The following is a 22,823-nucleotide window of genomic DNA, read 5'->3' on the forward strand; positions in this document are numbered from 1 at the left end:
GTTATCATAGCTCAGCGACCTTGAAATCGATGATAACGGGTGATTAAATAGTAGTGGTAGAAAATTACGAACCTATATTTTTAAGGGGATGAGCAACGTTGAGTAATAAAATTCTTGCTATAAACGCAGGTAGTTCATCACTGAAATTCCAACTGATTGAAATGCCTGAAGAAACTGTAATTACCAAAGGTCTAGTAGAGCGTATCGGCTTGAATGATGCTGTATTTACAATTGAAGTAAATGATGAAAAAGATGAAACCGTAACAGATATCCCTGATCATGGAGAAGCTGTAAAAATGCTTCTTGATAAATTGACTGCTAATGGAATCATCGACTCTCTTGATGAAATCAATGGTGTGGGTCACCGTGTCGTTCACGGAGGCGAGCGTTTCAGCGAATCTGTACTCATCACGGATGAAGTCATCCAAGAAATCGAGGAAGTATCCGACTTGGCTCCATTGCATAACCCTGCTAACTTGACTGGAATCAACGCTTTCCGTGAAGTGCTTCCGAATGTACCTCACGTAGCTGTATTTGATACGGCATTCCACCAGTCCATGCCGGAACAGTCTTACCTGTACAGCCTGCCATATGAGTATTATGAAGACTATGGCATCCGTAAGTATGGTTTCCATGGTACTTCCCACAAGTATGTTTCAGAACGTGCTGCTGAGATGTTGGGACGCCCAGTGGAAGAGCTTCGACTTCTTTCCTGCCACCTAGGAAATGGTGCAAGTATTGCAGCCATCGAAGGCGGCAAGTCCATTGACACATCTATGGGCTTCACACCACTTGCTGGGGTTACCATGGGGACGCGCTCTGGTAACATCGACCCTGCATTGATTCCATTCATCATGGAGAAGACAGGTAAAACAGCGAATGAAGTCATGAATGTCTTGAACAAAGAAAGTGGTATGCTTGCACTTTCTGGTTTCTCCAGTGACTTGAGAGATATCGAAAAGCGTGCAGAAGATGGGGACGAGCGTGCGGAGCTCGCTCTTGAAGTCTTTTCCGCTCGTATTCACAAATATATCGGTTCTTACGCTGCGCGTATGCACGGCATCGATGGAATTATCTTCACAGCTGGTGTAGGTGAAAACAGTGTTACGATGCGTGAGCGTGTCTTGAAAGGACTTGAGTTCATGGGTGTGTACTGGGACCCTGCTCTTAACAAAGTTCGTGGAAAAGAAGCATTTGTAAACTACCCTCACTCCCCTGTTAAGGTCATGATTATTCCGACAAACGAAGAAGTCATGATTGCTCGTGACACCGTTGAAAAAGGACTATAATAGGAAAAGCAATCGCACCTGGGTGCGATTGCTTTTTTTTGAGCTTTCAGTCTACAATATATGGTAAGGAACAAAGACGAGGAGGGAGCGCTTTGTCACACCAACGAATTCGTACGGAATTAAAGACATGGTTAGAGCAATACCAACAGTATCAGCCGAATGATTTTGAGATGGTTTATGATCATTGGGTTCAACAAAGTATGATGAATGTAGATCCTCAGGTGAAAAAAGCATTTTTCTCAAAATTAGATGCCTGGTTTTTCCATACCCATGCTTTTTTGCAAGGAACTTCTTATCAATATGAGGCCAGAGAACGAATCTTAACAGTGGGGAGGATTTTTTCCAATCAGATTGAAAAAATCGAAGATATGGAGAAAGAGCTGACCGTGGAACAGTTGACCTACATAGCCGAGCAGCAGATGGCTCGCGGGCGGCTTTATTCTTTTGCCCAGGGTGGCTTGACAGGGGCCGGGGGCTGGCTTTTCTTAGGGATGGATTATCCTTTGATGATGTTAATGAACATAAGAGCCATTCAGCTGATTGGTCTAACATTTGGCCATGAGATGAACCACCCTTACGAAATGATGATCTCCCTCAAAGTTTTTCATGCTGCTACCTTGCCGAAAAGACTGAAAGCAAGTGCTTGGAATGAGTTAATTGAAGAAGTGAAAAAGAAAGAACACCCTTTTATCTTTGCAGGAGAGGATCAATTGACTGATGAAGGTTGGATGGAACAACCGATGAAACAATGTTTCAAATCCTTATTCATCCTCATGTTCAGAAAAAAGCTCGTTCAAGGTCTGCCATTCATCAGTATCGCAATAGGTGCTTATTCAAACTATCATTTAACAAAACAAGTGACAGAGTTCGCTATGAAGTTTTATCAATATCGTCACCTTATGAACAAGGAAGGAGCGTCTTGATTGGCTGTTGAAGAACATAAAACAAGCGCTAGGGATTCGATTTCCTGTCTTGTGCTCACAGTAAGCGACACCCGTACAGAAGAAACGGATAAAAGTGGTAAGCTGATGATTGATAAGCTTACGAAGGAGGGACACACGGTCGGGGCATACCATATTGTTAAAGATGAACAAAGTCAAATTCATGACTATGTGAAGCAAGGTGTGGACCACCCTGATATTGATGCAGTCTTACTAAACGGAGGGACTGGGGTGGCCAAAAGGGATGTAACGATCGAAGTGATTAAAAAAAATGCTGGATAAAGAGATGCCTGGTTTTGGAGAAATCTTCAGAATGCTTAGCTACAAAGAGGATATCGGATCAGCGGCAATTTTATCCCGCGCCATAGCAGGTGTATCTGGACGAACGGCTGTTTTCTCTACCCCGGGTTCTTCCGGTGCTGTCAAACTAGCGATGGATCAATTAATTCTTCCTGAACTTCCACACGTTGTTGGAGAACTGAATAAAGACAAATAAAAGAGCCCTGACCAGGGCTCTTTTATTTGTCTTGGCTTTCTTCTGTGTCATCCGGTCGGACAACAAGTACATCGCAAGTAGCGTATCTTGTGATGTGCTCGGACACACTCCCGATAAAGAAACGTTCCATTGCATTCAATCCTGTTGCACCGCAGATGATTAGGTCGGCATTATATTTCGGAGCGACATCTTTAGCAATTTTTACTTTTGGAGAACCGTATTCAATGTCAACCACTACATTTTTCACACCGGCTTTTTTTTGCTTTTTCCTGGTAGTCATTTAATAATTCGGTCGCATATTGTTCCGCGCGGATCGCAAGGGAACGGTCATAGGCTTCTACGGTCGCAAAGGCTCGTGTATCCACCACGTGAGCTAAAACCAGTTTCGCCTCATTCCGGTTCGCAATGTCAATGGCTTTATTGAATGCCACTTCTGCCGTTACAGAACCGTCGACCGCCACAACAATATCCTTATATTCAAAAGTCATGCTTGATGCCTCCTCTCTTTTCTATATCATTATTATATCATGCCAGTTTGTTGGATAGTCGGGCAATTCATGCATAATTATAACAATTTTTCGAAAACTAAACAGGGAGGTGGTCACATGAAGAAACCGAAGAATCCAATGGAAAAAGAAAAAGAAATGCAAAAGGAACAACAACTCATGCAGTCGATAAATGAAAGTTACCAATCAGGATATAAGAAAAAAGATAAACGTTAATAAAAGCCCCAGCAGCTTTAAGCTGCTTGGGTACTTCTATGATCTTCTTTTTATAAAAAATGGGTAAATGGTGAAGATGACTAAGAACGTTAAGAACCCTGGAGACCATGCATCAGGAAGAAGGAAATAAAGTAGGCTTCCTGTCATTATTGCTCCCATAGCCAAGCAGTTCACATAACGGGGCTTCGTTAAAAGAATTAAATCTTCTTCGTTCAATCGGTTTCTCTTTACAATAAGGTAATCACTACAAATAACAGCTGAAATTGGAATGATCAAACCGCCAAGCAAAGAGATGAATGATTCTGCTTCATTTACAAGGGCGGGGAAGCCACTAAGGAACACACCTACTGAGCCGAAAGCAACCGCCGCTTGAACTCTAGAGAGTTTGGGGAAGGTATTCAAAAGGCTGAACCCTCCTGTGTAAGCATTACTGACATTAATGCTGACCATAGAAATGATGGCGGTTGCAGTAATGATCGCTATAAGAAGCGGAGAATTCGTCAAGTCAGTGGATGATACATATGGGTTGATATCGTGAAATAAATAGGCGGATGCACACCCGATGACCGCTGTTATAAAGAAGCCGATTCCATTTCCGATTAGTAGTCCATAAAAACCATGAGAAGGGGTTTTTGCATACCTTGTCATATCCGCTGATGCACTTACGCCTGATACATACTGCACAAAAGCAAGGCTTGCAAAGAATAACATGGAGGAGAAAGACCCTTCCAAACCTCCCATTTGAAGCATCAACAGTGAATCGGTTGTGTGATTTGTAGTAAAGTAAACATACAAGATCGTTGCTTCACCGATGAGTAATAAAGGTAAAAAATAGCTCATGGCTTGTTTTACCGCATCAAAACCAACAATTGCAAGTGTAACCATGAGGATAGAAAGCGGAATAGAATAAACCCAAAATGGGAGTTCAATACCTGTTAAACGTAGTATCAATTGTTGGATGACATATGTACCACCAATGGTTTGTACACTGAACCAATAAAGAGAAGTGAGACTTCGAATCGGTGCGGATAAAAAACGTGTCCCATTAACTCCAAGAATGGTACGTAATGCATATTGCGCCGGGATGCCGAGTCTTGCACCTGGTAAGGATAAAAATGATACAAGTAAGAAGCCGAGGAGGGCCCCGAGGCTTGTGGAGATGACACCTGTCCAGAAGGAAAGTCCACCTTCCAAGACAGCCAGTGCGGGCACAAGAAAGTTACCTGCGTTGGCAGCTATGGCAATCTGAATGAAAGCAAAGCGGTACCAGGGTGTATCCCCGTCGATCAGGAGGGACAGCTTCTAAACCATATTGTTCAATCACACGTTTCCGTGGTGCATAAGCTTTCAACACATTCACGTCCTTTCTGACCCAATCATTGTACAGAAAGGTGACTCAAGTGTAAATGAAAATGGAGACTTAAGGAGGTTTGGGAAGATGAAACATGCATTGATTACAGCTGGGACCAAGGGGCTTGGCAGGAAAGTAGCCGAACACATGTTGAAACAAAATCATTCCATTACCGTTACATATAGAAATGATGAAGCTAAAGCCCTCACTTTACTCGATGATTTCCCGGGTGATCATGACAGAATACAAATCATACAGGCTGATGTGACAGTTAAAGAAGACATCCATCGCCTTACAGAAAGTACACTGAAGCGCTTTGGAAGAGTAGATTATCTAATCAACAATGCAGGGCCTTATATTTTTGAACGGAAAAAGCTGATGGACTACACAGATGAGGAATGGAACTCGATGATTCGAGGGAATCTTGATGCTGTGTTTTATCTTATGAAAGCCACTATTCCTCATATGAGGAAGCAAAATTTCGGCAGGATCATTAATTATGGGTTCCAAGGTGCACAATCTGCCTCAGGGTGGATCTATCGTTCTGCTTTTGCTGCAGCAAAAGTTGGACTTGTATCCCTGACTAAAACCATTGCCTATGAAGAAGCAGAATATGGCATCACATCAAATATGATATGTCCGGGAAACATAACAGGAGAGTGGAAGGAATCGTGCATTGAGGTGAGCAGAAAAAGTAAAGATGAAGAAACCCCAATAGGACGTCCAGGAACAGGGGAAGATGTGGCACGAACCATTGCTTTTTTATGTGAAGAGGACTCGGATATGATTACGGGTACGATCTATGAAGTCACCGGAGGATTAGACGTTATACACAGACACCGGTAATGGATGTGGAAATGGTCAATCCTGGAGTATTTCCATCACATTTAAAAGATTTGGTACAATGGAAGGGCTTTCTTTTGTTAGTAGTTGTTTTGTTTGAGACCCATTACGAGAAACAGCATAAGGAGGTAGGGTTGCGGTGAAGATAGGTGTACCAAAAGAAGTGAAAAATAATGAGAACCGTATAGCAATGACGCCTGCAGGAGTGGTCAGCTTAACCAATGCAGGACATGAAGTGTTTGTAGAATCAGGTGCAGGATTAGGCTCAGGATTCACTGATGATCAATACAAAGAAGCAGGTGCTTCAATCGTTGAGTCAGCTCAGAAAGCATGGAGTCAGGAAATGGTCATGAAAGTGAAAGAACCTGTTCCGGAAGAGTACGATTATTTTTATGAAGGTTTAATCCTATTCACTTATTTACACTTAGCGCCGGAAGCTGAATTGACAAAGGCTCTCGTGAATAAGAAAGTAATTTCAATTGCATATGAGACCGTCCAATCACCGAATGGATCATTACCGCTTTTAACACCGATGAGTGAAGTAGCAGGAAGGATGGCTTCCCAAATCGGCGCTCAATACCTGGAAAAATCAAAGGGTGGAAAAGGAATTCTGTTAGGAGGCATCCCGGGTGTAAGACGCGGAAGAGTCACTGTTATCGGTGGAGGCGTTGTAGGTACAAATGCAGCTAAGATTGCCATGGGACTCGGAGCGGATGTCACCATCATTGACCTGAACCCTGAACGGCTGCGCCAGCTTGATGATATTTTTGGTTCTGATATCAACACGTTGATGTCGAACCCGCTTAATATTCAGGAGGCCTTGGAAGAGTCTGATCTAGTTATTGGAGCTGTTCTTATTCCGGGAGCTAAAGCGCCAAGCCTTGTTACAGAAGATATGGTCAAATCAATGAAAGAAGGATCTGTCATTGTGGATGTAGCCATTGATCAGGGAGGTATTTTCGAAACGACCGATCGAATCACCACTCATGATGACCCTACTTATGAAAAACATGGGGTGCTTCACTATGCAGTAGCAAACATGCCGGGTGCCGTTCCAAGGACGTCCACCATCGGTTTAACGAATGTAACCGTTCCTTACGCTCTTCAGTTAGCGAATAAGGGGTATGTGAGGGCGTGTCAGGAAAATGGGGCGCTTTATAAGGGACTAAACACGCTTGGTGGACATGTGACCTACAAAGCGGTCGCTGAAGCTCAAGGTCTTGAATATACAGATGCCAAGCAACTTTTTAATAAATAATGATTTAAAAAAGCGAGGACTTTACGTCCACGCTTTTTTTCATAGTCCTAAACCATTCTTACGCCATATAGCAGGATTGTGGAAGATTTGATTTCGATACTTATGTTGAGTGGGTGGGGCGGAGGGGAATGACTCGCTTTCCGCGGGAGCGCGATGAGCCTCCTCAGGCTGACGCCTTGCGGGGGGCTCACCAAGCACTCTTTTCCCGCAGGAGTCTCGTCATTCCCCTCCGCCCCTTTGCTATATCAGTGTCTCGAAACCACTTCCCGAATAATCAGCTATTCAGCTTGATGAGAGGATTAGGATACAACTCCATGCATAGGTATCTGAATCCCTAAAGCTTGAGACAAAGCGTTTTATGCTTTAACAATCGGTGTAACGGAAGACAATCCAACTTGGTAAAGGGTTCGTATCTCACAAACATCTGAATGGGGTGGTGGGAATCTGCGAGACTCCCGTGGGAAAAGGAGATAGGCGAGATCCCTTAGTGCTTCAGACCGCCCGAGGAAGCTCGCCACTCCCCCACAGGAAAGCGAGTAGCTTCCCGGCCACCCCTGATGCTCATGTTGGGCAACGACCCCCGAGAACATTTCGAAACTGAGTTCCACAATTGGGAGCTTTAGTTGAATAATTGGTTGTTAACTGTAGTCTTTTAGGCTGATTTGATATGGTTCTTATTTGTATCTTTTGTGTCTGCATCTTTCTGTTTTCTAAAGATGGTTGCAAGGATCGGGCCTGAGATGTTGTGCCAAACACTGAAAATAGCGCTGGGTACAGCAGCGAGCGGGTTGAAGTGAACTGCTGCGAGAGATGCGCCAAGGCCGGAGTTTTGCATACCAACCTCAATAGAAATGGCTCGTTGTTTTGCCGGCTCCATGTTGAACAACTTTCCTAAACCGTAGCCTGCTAAATAACCGAGGAGGTTATGGACGACGACGATTGCGAATATAGCTGCTCCTGTCTCGGCAATTTGAGATTGATTGACACTTACAACTGCTGCGACGATGGCTACTATACTAATAACCGATATAAGTGGCAGGGCTTTGACTGTCGCTTGTACTTTTTTCTTGAATATGGATTGCACGATAAGACCTAGAATAATCGGCACAAGAACGACCTTAACGATGGAGACGAAAAGATCTCCTGCTGAAACCGGAAGCCACTGGCTAGCAAACACCAAAACGAGTAACGGGGTGAAGAGAGGGGCCAACAGGGTGGATACAGCTGTAATTGAAACAGAAAGAGCGGTATCGCCTTTGGAGAGATACGTCATAACATTGGAAGAAGTCCCTCCTGGACAACATCCCACAAGAATGACACCGACCGCTACTTCTGGTGAAACGGGAAGGATTGTGACTAATAGAAAAGCGAGAAGCGGCATAAGCGTAAACTGTGCTCCCACACCGATCGCTACATCTTTCGGTCGTTTGAAAACTTCATGGAAGTCTTGTTTAGACAGAGTCAATCCCATTCCAAACATGATAATCCCTAATAAGGGAACAATATATGGGGCGATCCATGTAAATCCTCCTGGGAGAAAAAAAGATAAGGCCGCAAAAAGAAGGACCCATATAGCGAAGGTGCTGCCCGCAAATTGACTTATTCTTTCTAATGTTTTCATTCAATTCAACTCCTTATGTAAAAAGATATTTTCTGATTATACGCTCTTTTCAGAAAAAACAAAGGATTAACGACCAGAAAAAAATGAAAAAAACATGAAATGAGCAAGGATTTGAGATTCCTTAAGATCATGCGTAAAATAAAAAGAAAAAAGTGAAACCTTTTAAGAACTTATTGCGTACATACAGGTACACAGGGTCACAGTTGAAGGAGAGGTGAAGATTTGGGTTTCTTTTCTAGATTGTTTTCGAAAAATGAGAAGCAGGCACCAGAAGTGAAAGAGCGAACACCATTGAATATCCAAGTCGGGGACATTGTCACATACGATCTTGTGGATTATGAAGTTGTTGGGAAAATTACGTATCGTGACGGAGGTTACGAGTGGTTCTCTTATCAGCTATTGGAAGGGAATCAAACAAAGTGGCTGGCAGCTGAAATGGATGATGAGCTGGAATTAGGGGTGTATGAGACGGTCAAACTCCCTGTATCCATGCCCTTCCCTGAGAAACTTGAGTATGAGGGCCAAACCTTCTTCAAAGATGAAGAAGGAGAAGCGCGGGTTACGGGAGAAGGAAGAAGTACGAACATTAATGGGCGTACCTCCCGATATGCGGAGTATATCTCAGAAGATGAAGAGACGTATTTAAGCCTTGAATCATGGGGCAGTGAAGTAGAAGTCAGTGTAGGGTATGACATAGAAGCCTATGAAATCAAAATCCTGGCAGGTTCAAAATAAGGAGGAAGAAAAATGTTTAAATTTTTTAATCGTGTAAAGACAGTCGTAGGTTCAGAGTTAAACGCTATGTTGGATAAAGCAGAAGACCCTGTGAAAATGCTTGATCAATTCATGCGTGATATGGAGAATGACATCCGTGAAGCTGAAAGTGCGGTAGCCAAGCAGATTGCTAACGAGAAAATGTTGAAACGAAAATACGATGACTCTCAGGCTCTTGTAGATAAGCGGATGCAGCAGGCAGAGAAAGCCATTGAAGCAGGAAATGAAGATTTGGCTCGTCGTGCCTTGGAAGATAAGAAGAACCATCAGGATCAGGCAGATCAATTCAAGGCTTCCTGGGAGCGTGCTCAACAGGATGCGAATAACCTTCGTCAAAAGCTCGATGAAATGAAGAAGGAATATCAGGAAATGAAATTGAAGAAAGATTCCTTGAAAGCACGTGCCGAATCTGCGAAAACACGTACTAAAATGAACCGTACCATGTCGAACATCGGCGGAGATCAGTCACGCCAAGGTTTTGAACGTATGGAAGAAAAAGTCATGCACTATGAAGCAGAAGCTGAAACGAGTGAGGATATGTCTTCACAATCCCGCTCCTTAGACGATGAATTTGAAGATTTGGATAACAAAGGCAGTGTAGACAGTGAATTGGAAGCGCTGAAGAAAAAGATGAACAAAGAGTAATCTCTGGTCTAACATTCGTGCCTGGCTTAGTGGTCAGGCACGGCTGTTTTATGGACTGGAAAATAACAAATTCCGAGTCGTGGATGGATTGCCTTACTATTGACATCCGGCTTTAGCGCTCAGTGTAACCTGAGCGATTGTTATGTGGAAGGAGGATGTGTGTTGAAAGATTATGCAGGGATCATAGTCGTAGGAATCATTGCCTTTTTCTTATTGTTCAATGTATTCGGTGGGAATGACCAAAGAGGGATGTCCGGTTCTTATACCGAAGATACATATGGAGAACTACCTTCAGAGCCTGATCGGTCAGAGATACTAAGTGGGTTAGAAAATTCAGAAACAAACGATATCGAATCGCTGATTCAGAATCATTTCCCCTTATTGGATACAGTCCGATCTGATCAGGGCATCTCTAGAATTTATATGACAAAAGAATTGTCGTTAACCGAGGTCTCAGATTCTTTGACCTCAGCTATTCCTCCTGAAGAAATAAGTGAAAGGCAGGAAAATAAGCAAGCTCTCATTTATCCTGATCATTTTGTGATCCTCCAGGAAAGTACGGAAGAACCTGGGGTCATTACAATTGAACTTGCATCAGATGATTTTGTGAGAAATCATTATTCTCCCGGTTTCTTTAGTGGGTTATTTTTAGGATCTATTCTTAACCGTTCTTTGGGATCTAATGACTGGTATGAGCGCCGAAGGGCCAATTGTCAGCAAACAGGGAACTGTTATGGTGGATATGGGATGTACGGGAATTATAATTCAGGTGGAACCACTTCTATGAGAGGGTCATCGAATCGTGGTGGAGGTCCTGGTACAGGAAAATAAAGGAGGTTATCATTATGGAACCATTTTTGGCTACGTTAGGTTATTTTGTAATGGCAATTGTGATTGTTGTAATTGGATTGGTTATCTTCGAATGGTTAACCAGGCAGTATAAGGATTGGGAAGAGGTAAAGCAAGGGAATCAGGCAGTGGCGATGTCAATTGCAGGAAAAATCATCGGCATATGTATTGTTCTGTCATTCGCAATCTATCATAGTTTCACTGTATGGGATACGTTGATTTGGGGAGCGTACGGGGTTGTACTTCAAATGATTGCCTACCTATTGTTTGAATTGTTCACACGCAAGTTTTCTGTAGAAACGAAATTAAAGGAAAATAATACAGCGGTCGGAATCATTACAATGGGTGTATCGATCGGTTTAGCTTTTGTTATCGGTGCGTCGATTACATAACGGCCTTGGAATATTTGAGAGAAGCCACTATGATCCATTCTCATAGTGGCTTTTTAACATTCAAGTTTAAGTGGAGTGAACGAAGTGGAAGCGAATATTAGAAAAAGTCATTTTATATACTGGGCCTCAGGCATTGTTTCCATTTGTGGGATTATTTTTGAAGTGTTATTTGGGGCTCTTGGATCTTATATTCTTGGTGATGGTGTAAAACAGTACACATTGACAATCAGCCTGTTCCTTACCGGGATGGGGATTGGTGCGAGCATAAGTGAGAGAGTGATGAAGCAATTGATTGTCACCTTCATCTGGATTGAATTCATGGTGGCCTTAATCGGTGGCTTTTCCAGCTTCACGATGTTTGGGATGACAGCTTTTGCTCCCTCAGGAACGGATGCTCTGTTCTTATATTTAGTCACATTCACCATTGGTGCACTGACCGGTCTTGAGCTGCCTATTCTTATCAGAAAGGCAAATGAAATAGGTGTAGAGCTCAACAGGAGCACGGCGAGGGTACTGTTTTCTGACTACGCAGGTGGATTGATCGGTGGTCTGCTGTTTGCTTTCTATCTCAGGCCGCAAATGGGTATGGTGAAAAGCGCCTTCTTTGTGGCGTGTATCAATTTGGCCGTTGCCGTTTTAGTCTTGTATTTATTCCGCTCTGAAATTAAGACTTTCTCCATCCATTTGACAGGAGCCATTATCATTGGCGTCCTTCTTATTGGTGGGCTGTTTTTCGGTGAAGAAATGGCCTTCTCGTTCGAACAGAAGCTGTATAAAGATCCGATCATTCATATGGAAGAGAGTGCTTATCAACGGATCGTACTTACAAAGGAGCAGGGAGACACACGTCTTTTCTTAAACGGATCCTTGCAGTTCAGTTCAACAGATGAACATCGCTATCATGAAACACTTGTCCATCCTCCCGTCGCTTTTTCTGACAAACATGAACATGTGCTTATCCTTGGGGGAGGAGATGGAATTGCGGCTAGAGAGTTATTAAAGTATGAGGAAATCAAAGAGATTACGCTTGTCGATCTTGATTCTGCAGTCACAAACCTTGCACGATCCAATTTTCATCTGCTGCAAGTAAATAAAGGAGCTCTTGATGATCCGAGGGTTCATGTATTGAATAAAGATGCGTTTAAATTTTTGGAGAATGCGGATCAATTCTATGATGTGATTATTATCGACCTCCCTGATCCGAATAACGAAAGTCTGAACAAACTCTATACACGGGAGTTTTATTCTTTAGTGAGAAACCATCTATCCCCTGGAGGAGCAGTGATGATCCAGGCGACAAGTCCTCTCTTTGCGACAGAAGTGTACTGGACAATCGATAAAACGGTAGCCTCTACGGGACTTTACACTGAGAATTTTCATGTGGATGTTCCGAGCTTTGGAAATTGGGGATTTATTCTGGCTGCACGGAAACCACTGGCGGTTGAAGAGGTCCAATTTAATGTGGAAACTGAATTTCTAACAGAGGAAGTTTTTCAATCTATGACAGTGTTTGGAAAAGATGAAGATGGGGAAATCTTGAATGGAGAAGGCCAAGTGGTCAAGTTGGAACCCAATACTCTGATCAACCCACATCTTATTCAGAAGTATGAACAAGCTTGGCGTAATTATTAAATAAGCAATGTTTAAAAGGAGTGTTATGGATGAAAGTTTCTTATCATGGTCATGCCGTTGTGAAAGTTGAAGCCAATGGAAAGACGATTCTTTTTGATCCTTTTATTTCGGACAACGGGAATACAGATCTCGATGCTGACCAAGTAAAAGCAGATGTGATTCTGCTTACTCATGGTCACAACGATCACGTTGGGGACACATTTGAGATTGCAAAAAGAAATGATGCTCAAGTCATCGCTCCGTTCGAGTTAGCTACTTACCTTGGAAATAAAGGCCTGAACGCTCACCCTATGTATATCGGTGGAGGTCATGAATTCGACTTTGGACATGTGAAATTCACCCAAGCTTTTCATGGTTCTTCTTATCAAGAAGAAGATGGAACGATCGTGTACACAGGAATGCCTACAGGTATATTACTAACGATTGATGGAAAGACCATTTACCATGCCGGAGATACCGGATTGTTCTCTGATATGAAGATGATTGGGGAACGGAACGATATTGATCTTGCTTTCCTCCCTATTGGAGACAATTTTACGATGGGACCATCTGATGCGCTCGTCGCTGCTGAATGGATCCAAGCGAAACAGGTTGTTCCCGTTCACTACAACACCTTTGATTTAATTGCCCAGGATGGGGATGCCTTTGCTCATGAAGTGAAACCAGGTAAAGGGAAGGCTTTAAAGCCGGGAGAATCCATCGAGCTTTAACACCAGGATATTCAAAGCCGTTTGTCTACTCTATGACAAACGGCTTTTTCTGAAACTTCAGGAAGAAATTGCGGATCATCTGTATCAACTGTATAATAACAATTATAAGAAATTGGATTAGTACAGTTAGAAAGTTTGGTGGGCGTATGGCAACAAAACACGAACAGATCCTTGAACATATAGAATCCCTGTCGGTCGGCAGTAAAATATCTGTCAGAAGAATAGCGAAAGCATTGAATGTCAGTGAAGGTACAGCCTACAGGGCTATCAAAGAAGCGGAGAATCAAGACCTTGTCAGCACGATGGAACGGGTCGGGACCATCCGCATTGAAAAGAAGAAAAAAGAAAACATAGAAAAATTGACGTTTGCTGAAATTGTGAATGTCGTTGATGGTCAAGTACTTGGTGGACGGGAAGGTCTTTATAAAACACTAAGTAAATTTGTCATAGGTGCGATGAAACTTGAAGCGATGATGCGTTATACAGAAGCGGGTTCTCTTCTTATAGTGGGAAACCGGACAAATGCACATGAGCTTGCTGTGAAAGAAGGGGCAGCCGTTTTAATTACGGGTGGATTCGATACGAGTGAGACAGTCAAAAAGCTGGCTGACGAGAAGAAGCTCCCCGTCATCTCTACCAGTTATGATACATTTACCGTCGCAACGATGATCAATCGAGCGATTTATGATCAATTAATTAAAAAAGAAATTGTGCTTGTCGATGATATTTATACTTCTTATGAAGATTCAAAGTTCCTTCAAGCATCAGATGCGGTTGCCAGATGGCATGAATTTAACACAACCACAGGCCATAGCCGCTATCCGGTTGTAGATCAGCAGAATCGTGTAGTTGGCATCGTTACTTCAAGAGATGTGATTGGAAAAGATAAGGAGGCACGGATTGAAAAAGTCATGACTCGAAACCCGATGACTGTTCATGCCAAAACCTCCCTTGCGAACGCTGCCCATGTCATGGTTTGGGAAGGGATTGAGTTGATGCCCGTTGTCGATCCTTCACATAAACTCCAAGGGATCATTTCCCGTCAGGATGTGTTAAAAGCCTTGCAACATATCCAGAGGCAGCCTCAGGTAGGCGAAACAATAGATGATCTGGCGACAAATCGCATGGAGGTTATTACAGAAGACGACTCAAACCCTGTGTGGCAAACGAAAGTAACTCCCCAAATGACGAACCCACTTGGAACAATGTCTTATGGTGTTTTTATTTCGTTAATCACAGAAGCCTCGAGTCGATTATTAAGAAAGTATAAAAAGGGCGATCTTGTTGTAGAAAACATTTCTGTCTATTTTATTAAACCTGTTCAAATCGAAAGTGATATAGAAGTGCGTCCGCAAATTTTGGAGGTAGGTAGGAAATTTGCCAAAGTAGACATCGAGGTTCACCATGAGAAATCAATCGTTGGGAAAGCTCTTCTCATGGCTCAGCTCATCGACCGATAAAAAAGTCGCTGAACAACAGCGACTTTTTCTTAGACTTCATGATTGAGGGCTTGTCCGGTGTTTTTGAAACTCTGCTTGGTAGTGCTTGCTTGCTTTCCATCCCAAACGAGCTTGGAAAATACCAAGCGCAATGAATACAAGGCCTACAAAAAGTGAAAGTTTCGTTTGATAGAATACATACTGGTTAATTCCAAAAAAGAAAATGAAACTTCCAAGGAAAAGCTTGGATTTACTATTTAAGTATTCTTGAGTAAGTGGATCATTGGAACGGACAATCATCACCTTGTAGTAAATGTAGAGCACAAAAGAGACTAATATAAGGATCGGAAAAATAATCATTTGATCGACTCCTGCGTTTAATTTTCCCTTTTATTGTAGCTTGTTTCTACGGAAAAGGCTACCTGTACAAAGAATTCTACGATTAAATGACACGGAAAACAAAAGAGGAGGACCTTTTTATGAGTAAGAAGGCCATTATAAAAGCTATTAAAGATTACGAAGTGATCATCATCCATCGTCATGTGCGTCCAGATCCGGATGCCTATGGATCGCAGGCTGGTTTAGCAACATTGATCCAAGCCACTTTTCCACAAAAACAAGTATTTATCACCGGCGCAGCTGAATCGTCTTTGGAGTTTCTTGCTTCGATGGATGAAGTTCCTGATGGAGCCTTTAAAGGAGCTCTTACAATCGTGTGTGATACCGCAAATCAGGCTCGCATCGATGATCAGCGCTATAATCAGGGAGACTTATTAATAAAAATCGATCACCACCCGGAAGTAGATGCTTATGGAGATATCCAGTGGGTGGACACAACAGCAAGCTCCACTTCTGAAATGATCTATCAATTGTACTCTGAGTACGCAGAGGAAGGGTTGGTCCTTACTGATGAGGCAGCTCGACTTCTTTACGCAGGAATTGTAGGGGATACGGGGCGGTTCCTCTTTCCAAGTACGACGAAACAGACGCTGTCTTATGCAGCTGACCTTGTGAATTTTGAGTTCGATCGACCATCATTATACAACGAAATGTATAAGACGCCTGTTCATGTCGCCAAGCTGAAAGGATATGTTTTACAAAATTTCACCGTTCATGATGCTGGCTATTCAACCATCCGTCTGGATCGTAAAACGTTGGATCAGTTTAACGTTTCACCGTCAGAAACGAGTCAGCTCGTAGGTTTGCTGGGAGACATAGAAGGGATGCTGGCATGGGCATTTTTCGTGGAGGAAGAAGATACCATCCGTGTCCGTTTACGTTCGAAAGGTCCGGTGATTAATGGGATCGCAGCCAACCATAATGGAGGAGGTCACCCGATGGCTTCAGGTGCTTCTGCTTCTTCATGGGACGAAACCGCTGAAATCGCAAAAGAACTTGAAGCTGTATGTCTGAAGTATAAAAAAGAGCAGGCGGACTAAGCCTGCTCGGATTTCTATCTTTTTAATTTAATTTCGAGGTGCAGGGTCATGGTTTCACTAACAATTAATTTCGTTACTTTCAACTCATAAGTGAAATCATCGACCACATAGTTTTTGTTTTCGATCGTCGAGATGATGAGATCCACTTGATCAGCAACGATGGAGACATCCTTACCCGATACAGTTACCAGTTGATCTTTGACTAAAGCATTCAGCTGATGCTGAGTTAACAGGTCAACCTCTAGTTTTTTGGCATTCGTAAACGCAACGCTTATTTCTTTGACACTCATGGGCTTGCCTTCAGATTTTTGATTCTGATTGTTTAGGAGAGCTTCATATTTGGTTTCCCACTCACTTAATTGGGCGGTCATTTCTATATGTTCTTCTGTGTATTTTTGCTGTAATTGGCCATGCACGTAAATGAAAAAGGTATAACCGATAATCGCTCCTAAAACAAGACCTGCAAAAAAACGTCTCCATTCCTTGTTTTTATGGTAGGCAGGAAAGTGCATTACGTCACCTCATCACCTAATAACCATTCAAATAAAAGCAAGGCTGTTTTTACTCCACCCATGGCGGCTATAATGATCATCACCTGCTTGAAGATATCAAAAGTGGAACCATCAAAAATTCCTTTTTCAAAATTGCTTATGGCATCAAATGTTCCGCCGATGGCTGCGACAATAGCCCAAATCCTTAAGCCTTTTGCGATCCGAAACATGGATGTCAATGCGGCTTCCCCTGTCAATAAACTTCCTATACTTCCGATAATGGTTCCACCTACAATCACCCCGAACGCGATAAAGAAGCATTGAATCATGGATATGACTAAACGATCTTCCATCTTGTCCCTCTTTTCGCTGTCTGAAAATACTCTCTTATCTAACCATTATTCTTCCACCCCTCTCTTTATGCAGAAGGCTTTCATCCAGTCCCCAGAGTAGCTATAATTTATATGAAAGAAGGTGTGCGAAATGACGTTTACCCATTTGAATGTGCAATCAGGGTACAGCTTGATGAATAGTACGATTAAGATCAAGGACCTTGTACGTACAGCAAAAGCATCCGGGTTTGGTGCTGTTGCCCTCACTGATGAGGGTACAATGAGCGGAGCGGTCTCATTTTATGAGGCATGTAAAAATGAGGGGATTAAACCAATCATTGGACTAAAGACCTCTGTCGTGGATCAAGCATTCTCCTTTCCGATGATTTTGTTGGCGGAAACTACCAGGGGTTATCACAACCTGCTAGAAATAAGTACATTAGTTCAAACAGAAAACTTAACGCTTGAGCAATTGACCATGTACAAAGAAGGTTTGATTTTTATCCAATTGACCTCAAGTTCTCCGTGGGCTGAGTCGATTTCTAATCGTATGACTGACAGCATAGAGAAGTCTAGGAATCGCTGGGTAAATCTCTTGGGTAAGAATCGTTTATACTTGAGTATCCAGGATCGTGATCTGCAGTCAGAGCGACACTTACATACACCTTTAAAAGAATGGGTGGATAAAAACGGAATGAAGGTCGTGGCCATTGGAGATGTCCGTTATTTGGATCGCGGGGATGCGGATGCTTTCCAATGTCTGCGTGCGATTGACGAGGGAATACGGTACAGCCCTGAAAACAATGATCACCACTCCTATTTCAAATCTAAAGAAGAAATGGAGAATTTCTTTGGAGAATGGTGGCCGGAATCCATTGCAGCAACAGAAGAAATTGTGAATGCGTGCCAGGTGGATTTAGAATTAAACAGGCAATTGCTCCCTTCCTATCCTTCCCCGGAAAATAAAAGCTCGGATGATTACTTGCGACAGCTTTGTGAATCCTCATTGCCAGATAAATACGACAAAAAGAATCGCCAACAAGCTGTGGAGAGACTGAATCATGAATTGTCCATCATAGCCTCTATGGGTTTCAGCGATTATTTCTTGATCGTTTGGGATTTCATCAGTTATGCGAGGGAGAACGGCATTCACGCCGGGCTAGGGCGTGGGTCGGCCGCGGGGTCCATCGTCTCCTATTTGCTGGGGATCACTCAGGTTGATCCGTTAGAGTATCATTTGTTATTCGAACGGTTTCTCAATCCTGAAAGAATAACAATGCCGGATATAGATATTGACTTTCCGGACCATCGCAGGGACGAAGTGATCTCCTATGTAGCTGAGAAATATGGGAGTGACCATGTGGCACAAATTTGTACATTTGGTACGTTTGCAGCCAGGAGTGTTTTGAGAGAGTTGTTTAAGGTATTGAAAATAGATGAAAGTGATGCTTCCTTTATTCTTAACCAAATGCCTAAGACGACCGCTTCGTCACTCGTTGATGTCGTGAAGAAATCGGAGGAGCTGAAAGAGTACATTAGAAACTCGGATCGTTTAAAGTTGTTGTTCCGGGTGGCTACGAAGCTTGAAGGGCTTCCGCGACATGTATCGACCCATGCGGCAGGCGTTGTATTGAGTGAAGAACCACTAGTGAACTATACGGCTCTATTGAAAAGTCAGGGACCTGTATCTTTAACCCAGTATGCCATGGGGGACCTGGAAAAAGTGGGGCTCCTTAAAATTGATTTTCTCGGTCTCCGGAATCTCTCTTTCTTGGAAAGAATGGAACGGAAAGTAAAACGATATCGTCAAAAGGACTTTTCAATCAGTCATATTCCGTTGGATGACGCTCTAACTTTTGAACTCTTAAAAGAAGGAAGAACCAATGGAGTTTTTCAACTGGAGTCTCAAGGAATGAAAAATGTACTTCAACGGTTAAAACCGAGTCATTTTGAAGATGTTGTCGCAGTCAACGCTCTTTACAGACCAGGACCGATGGAGTACATCCCTTTGTATATTGAAAGAAAGCATGGACGCGAAAATATTGAATATCCACATCCTGACTTGAAGCCGATTCTTGCCCATACGTTTGGAGTGTTGGTGTATCAAGAACAAATCATGGAAGTGGCTCGTCGTGTGGCGGGATATTCATTGGGAGAAGCCGATCTTTTAAGACGAGCAGTGAGTAAAAAGCAAGCTGGAGTTCTAGAGAAGGAACGGATGACGTTTGTACAAGGATGTAAAACGAAAGGCTATGTTGAGTCGATTGCTCACCAATTGTTTGATTGGATCGTTAAGTTCTCGAATTATGGATTTAACAGGAGCCATGCGGTTGCTTATAGTTTGATCTCTTACAGATTAGCATTCATGAAAGCTCATTATCCTTCTTACTTTATGGCAGAGTTAATGAACGCCCACCTTGGTGATCACGAAAAGATGACGATGTATATTCGTGAAGCCAGGGATATGAACGTAAAAGTTAAAGCTCCATCTGTGAATAGAAGTCAAGCGCTTAACCATGATGACGCAGGGGAAATCAGGATCGGAATGACGGCTGTCAAAGGGATCGGCTATCAAGCTGCCCAGGCTATCATTGAAGAGAGAACAAAAGGACCGTTCCGAAACCTCAACGACTTTTGTTTGCGTGTGGACGGAAAGATTGTTTCAAGAAAAGTAATTGAAGCCCTTGTTCTTGCTGGTGCCTTCGACGACCTGCATCAAAATAGAGCGAGTGTTCTTGCGAGCATTGATCAAGCTTTAGAGCAGGGGGAACTTTTTAAGGAGTTTCAAGATCAACCGGGATTTTTCGGCAATGAATTGGATATGGAAATGGTGGAAGTGGAACCATTCCCTCCTTTAAAGCGTTTGTCGATGGAAAAAGAGGTGTTGGGCACCTATATGTCTCAACATCCATTGGGACACCAACGGAAAGACCTCGATGAGAAGGGGGTTCTTCCCCTTCGAGAGGCTCACCGTTTTACCAAGAAACAAGTGGAGGTTGCTGTTGTAATTGATGGCCTTCGTGAAATACGGACAAAACGAGGCGATCCTATGGCATTTTTGACGATTAGTGATGAAACCGCTGAGATGGATGCCGTCCTTTTTCCGGAAACTTATAGGAATATAAAAGTATGGGTGAAAGAACAAATGCTCGTGCACTTGCAAGGGAAAGTTGATGAGAGAAAAGGGCAGAAACAATTGATCATTAACCATGCAGATCCTTTAGGTATGGATGAATTCCAAGGTGAAAAAAAGCAACGCTTGTTTATTAAGGTGACAGAAGAACATGAACACTATTCCATAGAAAAATTAAAAAAGCTTGCTGAATATTTCCCGGGTAATACACCAATCTTCATTTTTCGATCTGAAGACCGAGTGACTTATAAACTGGATGAAACCTATTGTCTTGAGGTGAATGATGTTTCGATGGGTAAATTGAATGAATTTTTCGGAGAGTCATCCGTAGCAGTCAGACCTGTGAAAGATGGGGCCGGGTAATAAAAGCTCAGTCCGGATTTTTGTATTTCTTTACACTCTATATTCATCTGTTATAATTAAGAGGTTAATGGTGGTCAGACCACCAGGGTCGGTTCACTATAAGTTTAAAAGGAGAGTGTCGTCGTGTCGAATTTAAGAGATGAAGCTTTGCACATACACCGTGTTAATAAAGGGAAACTCGAAACCCATTCTAAGGTTCCTGTGAGGAATGCTAGAGACTTGAGCCTTGCTTATTCCCCTGGGGTGGCAGAACCTTGTAAAGAAATTTATGATCACAAGGATACGGTGTACGATTATACAATGAAGGGCAATATGGTAGCCGTCGTCAGTGATGGATCGGCTGTTCTTGGACTCGGGAATATTGGCCCTGAGGCTGCTTTGCCAGTCATGGAAGGTAAAGCTGCTTTATTCAAGAGTTTTGCAGGAGTAGATGCATTCCCTATTTGTTTGAACACACGTGATATTGATCAGATCGTGCAGACAGTAAAATTGATGGAACCTACTTTCGGCGGTGTGAACCTGGAAGATATCGCAGCACCCAACTGCTTCATCATCGAAGATCGACTGAAGAAAGAGACGAATATCCCGATTTTCCATGACGACCAACATGGTACGGCAATCGTTACAGTAGCAGGATTAATGAATGCATTAAAAATAACCGGGAAAACCTTCTCGGAAATTAAAGTGGTGGCAAACGGCGCTGGAGCTGCTGGAATTGCTATTATTAAATTGCTCTATCACTTCGGTGTCCGTGACATCATCATGTGTGATTCCAAAGGAGCTATCTTTGAAGGACGCGACTACGGAATGAACGATGTGAAAGATGAAATTGCTAAGATTACGAATAAAGACCGGACAGAAGGGAATCTTGAAGAGGTCATGGAAGGTGCGGATGTGTTTATTGGTGTATCCGTTGGTGGATTGCTTTCCAAAGAGACCGTATCTAAAATGAATGATGATTCTATCATTTTTGCCATGGCAAATCCTGAACCTGAAATTATGCCTGAGGATGCAAAAGAAGCCGGAGCGCGTGTCATCGGGACAGGTCGTTCAGACTTTCCTAATCAGGTAAATAATGTGCTGGCATTCCCCGGCATCTTCCGTGGTGCGTTGGATGTAAGAGCGACTAGAATTAATGAAAAGATGAAGATTGCTGCAGCTGAAGCCATTGCCTCCTTAGTAAGCGAGGATGAATTGAGTGAGGACTATGTCATTCCTGCACCATTCGATTCACGAGTGGCCCCAGCTGTTGCTGCAAGCGTAGCGAAAGCGGCGATGGAGTCCGGGGTAGCCCGCCATCATGTAGACCCAGAGGAAGTTGCAGAAAAAACAAGACAACTGACATTAATTGATGAAGATTGATATGAGAGGGAGAAGCCTTTTTGGTTTCTCCTTCTACATAAAATGATTGTGGTTAGAGATGAAAAGAGGTGTCCGTGTAACGTGGCCCAGGAGCAGCGAGGAAAAGTTTATGAAGGTGTTCTTCAACAGTTGAAATCCTACATTGAAGAGCATCGGTTAAAGCCTGGAGATAAGCTCCCTTCAGAACGAGAGTTAAGTGAACAACTGAATGTAGGCAGATCCTCAATCCGGGAAGCCTTTCGGGCGATGGAGCTCTTAGGATTGATTGAAACAAGAAGAGGCGAAGGCACCTATATGAGAGCATATCGTCCTTACCATATGGTCGAGCTGCTTTCCAACTTCTTACTTAACGAATCAAGGACCAAGAGTGAATTGATGACTGCTAAACAAATGATAGAAAAAGAAGTACTGCTTTTGTTGAACGGAAGTTTAGCCCGCCAGGATATGAGCGCATTAAAATCAATCATATCCGGCCATTCCAACACTCAGAGGCACCAAAAGGTATTTGAATATTTGTTCAGCCTTTGTGATCAACCTCTCCTTCTGTCGATGTGGCAATTCATCTCAGGATTTACCCATACCTTCCATGATGTAAGCTATTCTGATGAATGGTATGAAGAATTAGTAAGCGTCATGGAAGAAGAAGAAGATACAATGAAAATTATACGTCTATTTCAATGATCGTATCGTTTAGTGTCGAATCTAATTCGACAGAATGAGTCATATTGCGAATTGGAATTT

At 42.8% G+C, this 22,823-nt stretch carries 20 protein-coding genes and 2 pseudogenes; 16 read left to right on the top strand and 6 right to left on the bottom strand.

Annotated elements, in window-relative coordinates; genetic code table 11:
* The first annotated feature begins 98 nt into the window (after nt 1-98).
* The 3 genes and pseudogenes from LC065_RS10315 (at nt 99) to LC065_RS10325 (ending at nt 2,726) form a co-directional block, all read left to right on the top strand.
* Nucleotides 99-1,289, top strand: a complete 1,191-nt coding sequence (locus LC065_RS10315) for an acetate kinase (RefSeq protein ID WP_226591470.1) — start codon at nt 99-101, stop codon at nt 1,287-1,289.
* A gap of 92 nt (nt 1,290-1,381) precedes the next feature.
* A complete protein-coding gene (locus tag LC065_RS10320) occupies nt 1,382-2,212 on the top strand; it encodes an EcsC family protein (RefSeq protein ID WP_226591468.1) in 831 nt (276 codons plus the stop codon).
* A pseudogene (locus LC065_RS10325) lies at nt 2,213-2,726 on the top strand (MogA/MoaB family molybdenum cofactor biosynthesis protein). It begins immediately after the preceding gene.
* 22 nt (nt 2,727-2,748) lie between these two features.
* Here LC065_RS10325 and LC065_RS10330 read toward each other — a convergent pair.
* Together LC065_RS10330 and LC065_RS10335 are read right to left on the bottom strand one after the other, a co-directional pair.
* Nucleotides 2,749-3,214 (bottom strand): annotated as a pseudogene (locus LC065_RS10330) (universal stress protein).
* A 270-nt stretch (nt 3,215-3,484) separates the two neighbouring features.
* Nucleotides 3,485-4,660 carry a cytosine permease gene (locus tag LC065_RS10335; protein ID WP_306163390.1) on the bottom strand — a complete coding sequence of 392 codons (1,176 nt, stop codon included), beginning with the start codon at nt 4,658-4,660 and terminating at the stop codon, nt 3,485-3,487.
* Nucleotides 4,661-4,886: 226 nt separating this feature from the next.
* On the opposite strand from LC065_RS10335, the gene LC065_RS10340 reads away from it, so the two are divergent.
* Both LC065_RS10340 and ald read left to right on the top strand, forming a co-directional pair.
* Complete coding sequence (locus LC065_RS10340) at nt 4,887-5,645, top strand: SDR family oxidoreductase (RefSeq protein WP_226591461.1); 759 nt, start codon at nt 4,887-4,889, stop codon at nt 5,643-5,645.
* Nucleotides 5,646-5,781: 136 nt separating this feature from the next.
* Nucleotides 5,782-6,900, top strand: coding sequence for an alanine dehydrogenase (gene ald, locus LC065_RS10345; protein WP_226591459.1), 1,119 nt, complete (start codon nt 5,782-5,784; stop codon nt 6,898-6,900).
* Nucleotides 6,901-7,552: 652 nt separating this feature from the next.
* Here ald and LC065_RS10350 read toward each other — a convergent pair.
* Nucleotides 7,553-8,521 (bottom strand): bile acid:sodium symporter family protein, encoded by a 969-nt coding sequence (locus LC065_RS10350; protein WP_306163391.1) that lies wholly within the window; start codon nt 8,519-8,521, stop codon nt 7,553-7,555.
* Nucleotides 8,522-8,743: 222 nt separating this feature from the next.
* Here LC065_RS10350 and LC065_RS10355 point away from each other — a divergent pair, with 222 nt between their 5' ends.
* The 7 genes from LC065_RS10355 to LC065_RS10385 all read left to right on the top strand — a co-directional run bounded on the left by LC065_RS10355 (nt 8,744) and on the right by LC065_RS10385 (nt 14,983).
* Nucleotides 8,744-9,256: a DUF4178 domain-containing protein gene (locus LC065_RS10355; protein ID WP_226591455.1), complete on the top strand. Its 513-nt coding sequence runs from the start codon at nt 8,744-8,746 to the stop codon at nt 9,254-9,256.
* Nucleotides 9,257-9,268: 12 nt separating this feature from the next.
* On the top strand, nt 9,269-9,940 hold the full coding sequence (locus tag LC065_RS10360) for a PspA/IM30 family protein (protein WP_226591453.1): 672 nt from the start codon (nt 9,269-9,271) through the stop codon (nt 9,938-9,940).
* A gap of 159 nt (nt 9,941-10,099) precedes the next feature.
* Entirely contained in the window at nt 10,100-10,771 is a 672-nt protein-coding gene (locus tag LC065_RS10365) for a DUF4247 domain-containing protein (protein ID WP_306163392.1), read from the top strand.
* Between the two features lie 14 nt (nt 10,772-10,785).
* Nucleotides 10,786-11,181: a DUF350 domain-containing protein gene (locus LC065_RS10370; RefSeq protein ID WP_226591449.1), complete on the top strand. Its 396-nt coding sequence runs from the start codon at nt 10,786-10,788 to the stop codon at nt 11,179-11,181.
* An 84-nt stretch (nt 11,182-11,265) separates the two neighbouring features.
* Nucleotides 11,266-12,813, top strand: a complete 1,548-nt coding sequence (locus LC065_RS10375; protein ID WP_226591447.1) for a polyamine aminopropyltransferase — start codon at nt 11,266-11,268, stop codon at nt 12,811-12,813.
* 29 nt (nt 12,814-12,842) lie between these two features.
* Entirely contained in the window at nt 12,843-13,523 is a 681-nt protein-coding gene (locus LC065_RS10380; protein ID WP_226591445.1) for a metal-dependent hydrolase, read from the top strand.
* A 146-nt stretch (nt 13,524-13,669) separates the two neighbouring features.
* The gene (locus LC065_RS10385) at nt 13,670-14,983 is read left to right on the top strand and encodes a DRTGG domain-containing protein (protein ID WP_226591443.1); all 1,314 of its coding nucleotides are present in this window, start codon (nt 13,670-13,672) and stop codon (nt 14,981-14,983) included.
* Between the two features lie 36 nt (nt 14,984-15,019).
* On the opposite strand, the gene LC065_RS10390 is transcribed toward LC065_RS10385, so the two are convergent.
* Nucleotides 15,020-15,322, bottom strand: a complete 303-nt coding sequence (locus LC065_RS10390; protein ID WP_226591441.1) for a YtpI family protein — start codon at nt 15,320-15,322, stop codon at nt 15,020-15,022.
* Nucleotides 15,323-15,441: 119 nt separating this feature from the next.
* On the opposite strand from LC065_RS10390, the gene LC065_RS10395 reads away from it, so the two are divergent.
* Entirely contained in the window at nt 15,442-16,401 is a 960-nt protein-coding gene (locus LC065_RS10395) for a DHH family phosphoesterase (RefSeq protein WP_226591439.1), read from the top strand.
* A gap of 14 nt (nt 16,402-16,415) precedes the next feature.
* Here the strand turns inward: LC065_RS10395 and ytrI are convergent, their stop codons facing one another.
* Together ytrI and LC065_RS10405 are read right to left on the bottom strand one after the other, a co-directional pair.
* A complete protein-coding gene (ytrI, locus tag LC065_RS10400) occupies nt 16,416-16,913 on the bottom strand; it encodes a sporulation membrane protein YtrI (RefSeq protein WP_226591437.1) in 498 nt (165 codons plus the stop codon).
* Nucleotides 16,913-17,245, bottom strand: coding sequence for a sporulation membrane protein YtrH (locus LC065_RS10405; RefSeq protein WP_089650537.1), 333 nt, complete (start codon nt 17,243-17,245; stop codon nt 16,913-16,915). Before LC065_RS10405 ends, ytrI begins: the two co-directional genes overlap by 1 nt.
* A 130-nt stretch (nt 17,246-17,375) precedes the next feature.
* Here LC065_RS10405 and dnaE point away from each other — a divergent pair, with 130 nt between their 5' ends.
* From dnaE to LC065_RS10420, 3 genes are all read left to right on the top strand, one after another.
* A complete protein-coding gene (dnaE, locus tag LC065_RS10410; RefSeq protein ID WP_306163393.1) occupies nt 17,376-20,720 on the top strand; it encodes a DNA polymerase III subunit alpha in 3,345 nt (1,114 codons plus the stop codon).
* A 123-nt stretch (nt 20,721-20,843) separates the two neighbouring features.
* Entirely contained in the window at nt 20,844-22,082 is a 1,239-nt protein-coding gene (locus tag LC065_RS10415; RefSeq protein ID WP_226591431.1) for an NADP-dependent malic enzyme, read from the top strand.
* Nucleotides 22,083-22,163: 81 nt separating this feature from the next.
* Nucleotides 22,164-22,763, top strand: a complete 600-nt coding sequence (locus tag LC065_RS10420) for a FadR/GntR family transcriptional regulator (RefSeq protein WP_226591427.1) — start codon at nt 22,164-22,166, stop codon at nt 22,761-22,763.
* The last annotated feature ends 60 nt before the right edge of the window (nt 22,764-22,823 follow it).

The organism is Halobacillus litoralis (assembly GCF_020524085.2).
GTDB lineage: Bacteria > Bacillota > Bacilli > Bacillales > Halobacillaceae > Halobacillus > Halobacillus litoralis_E.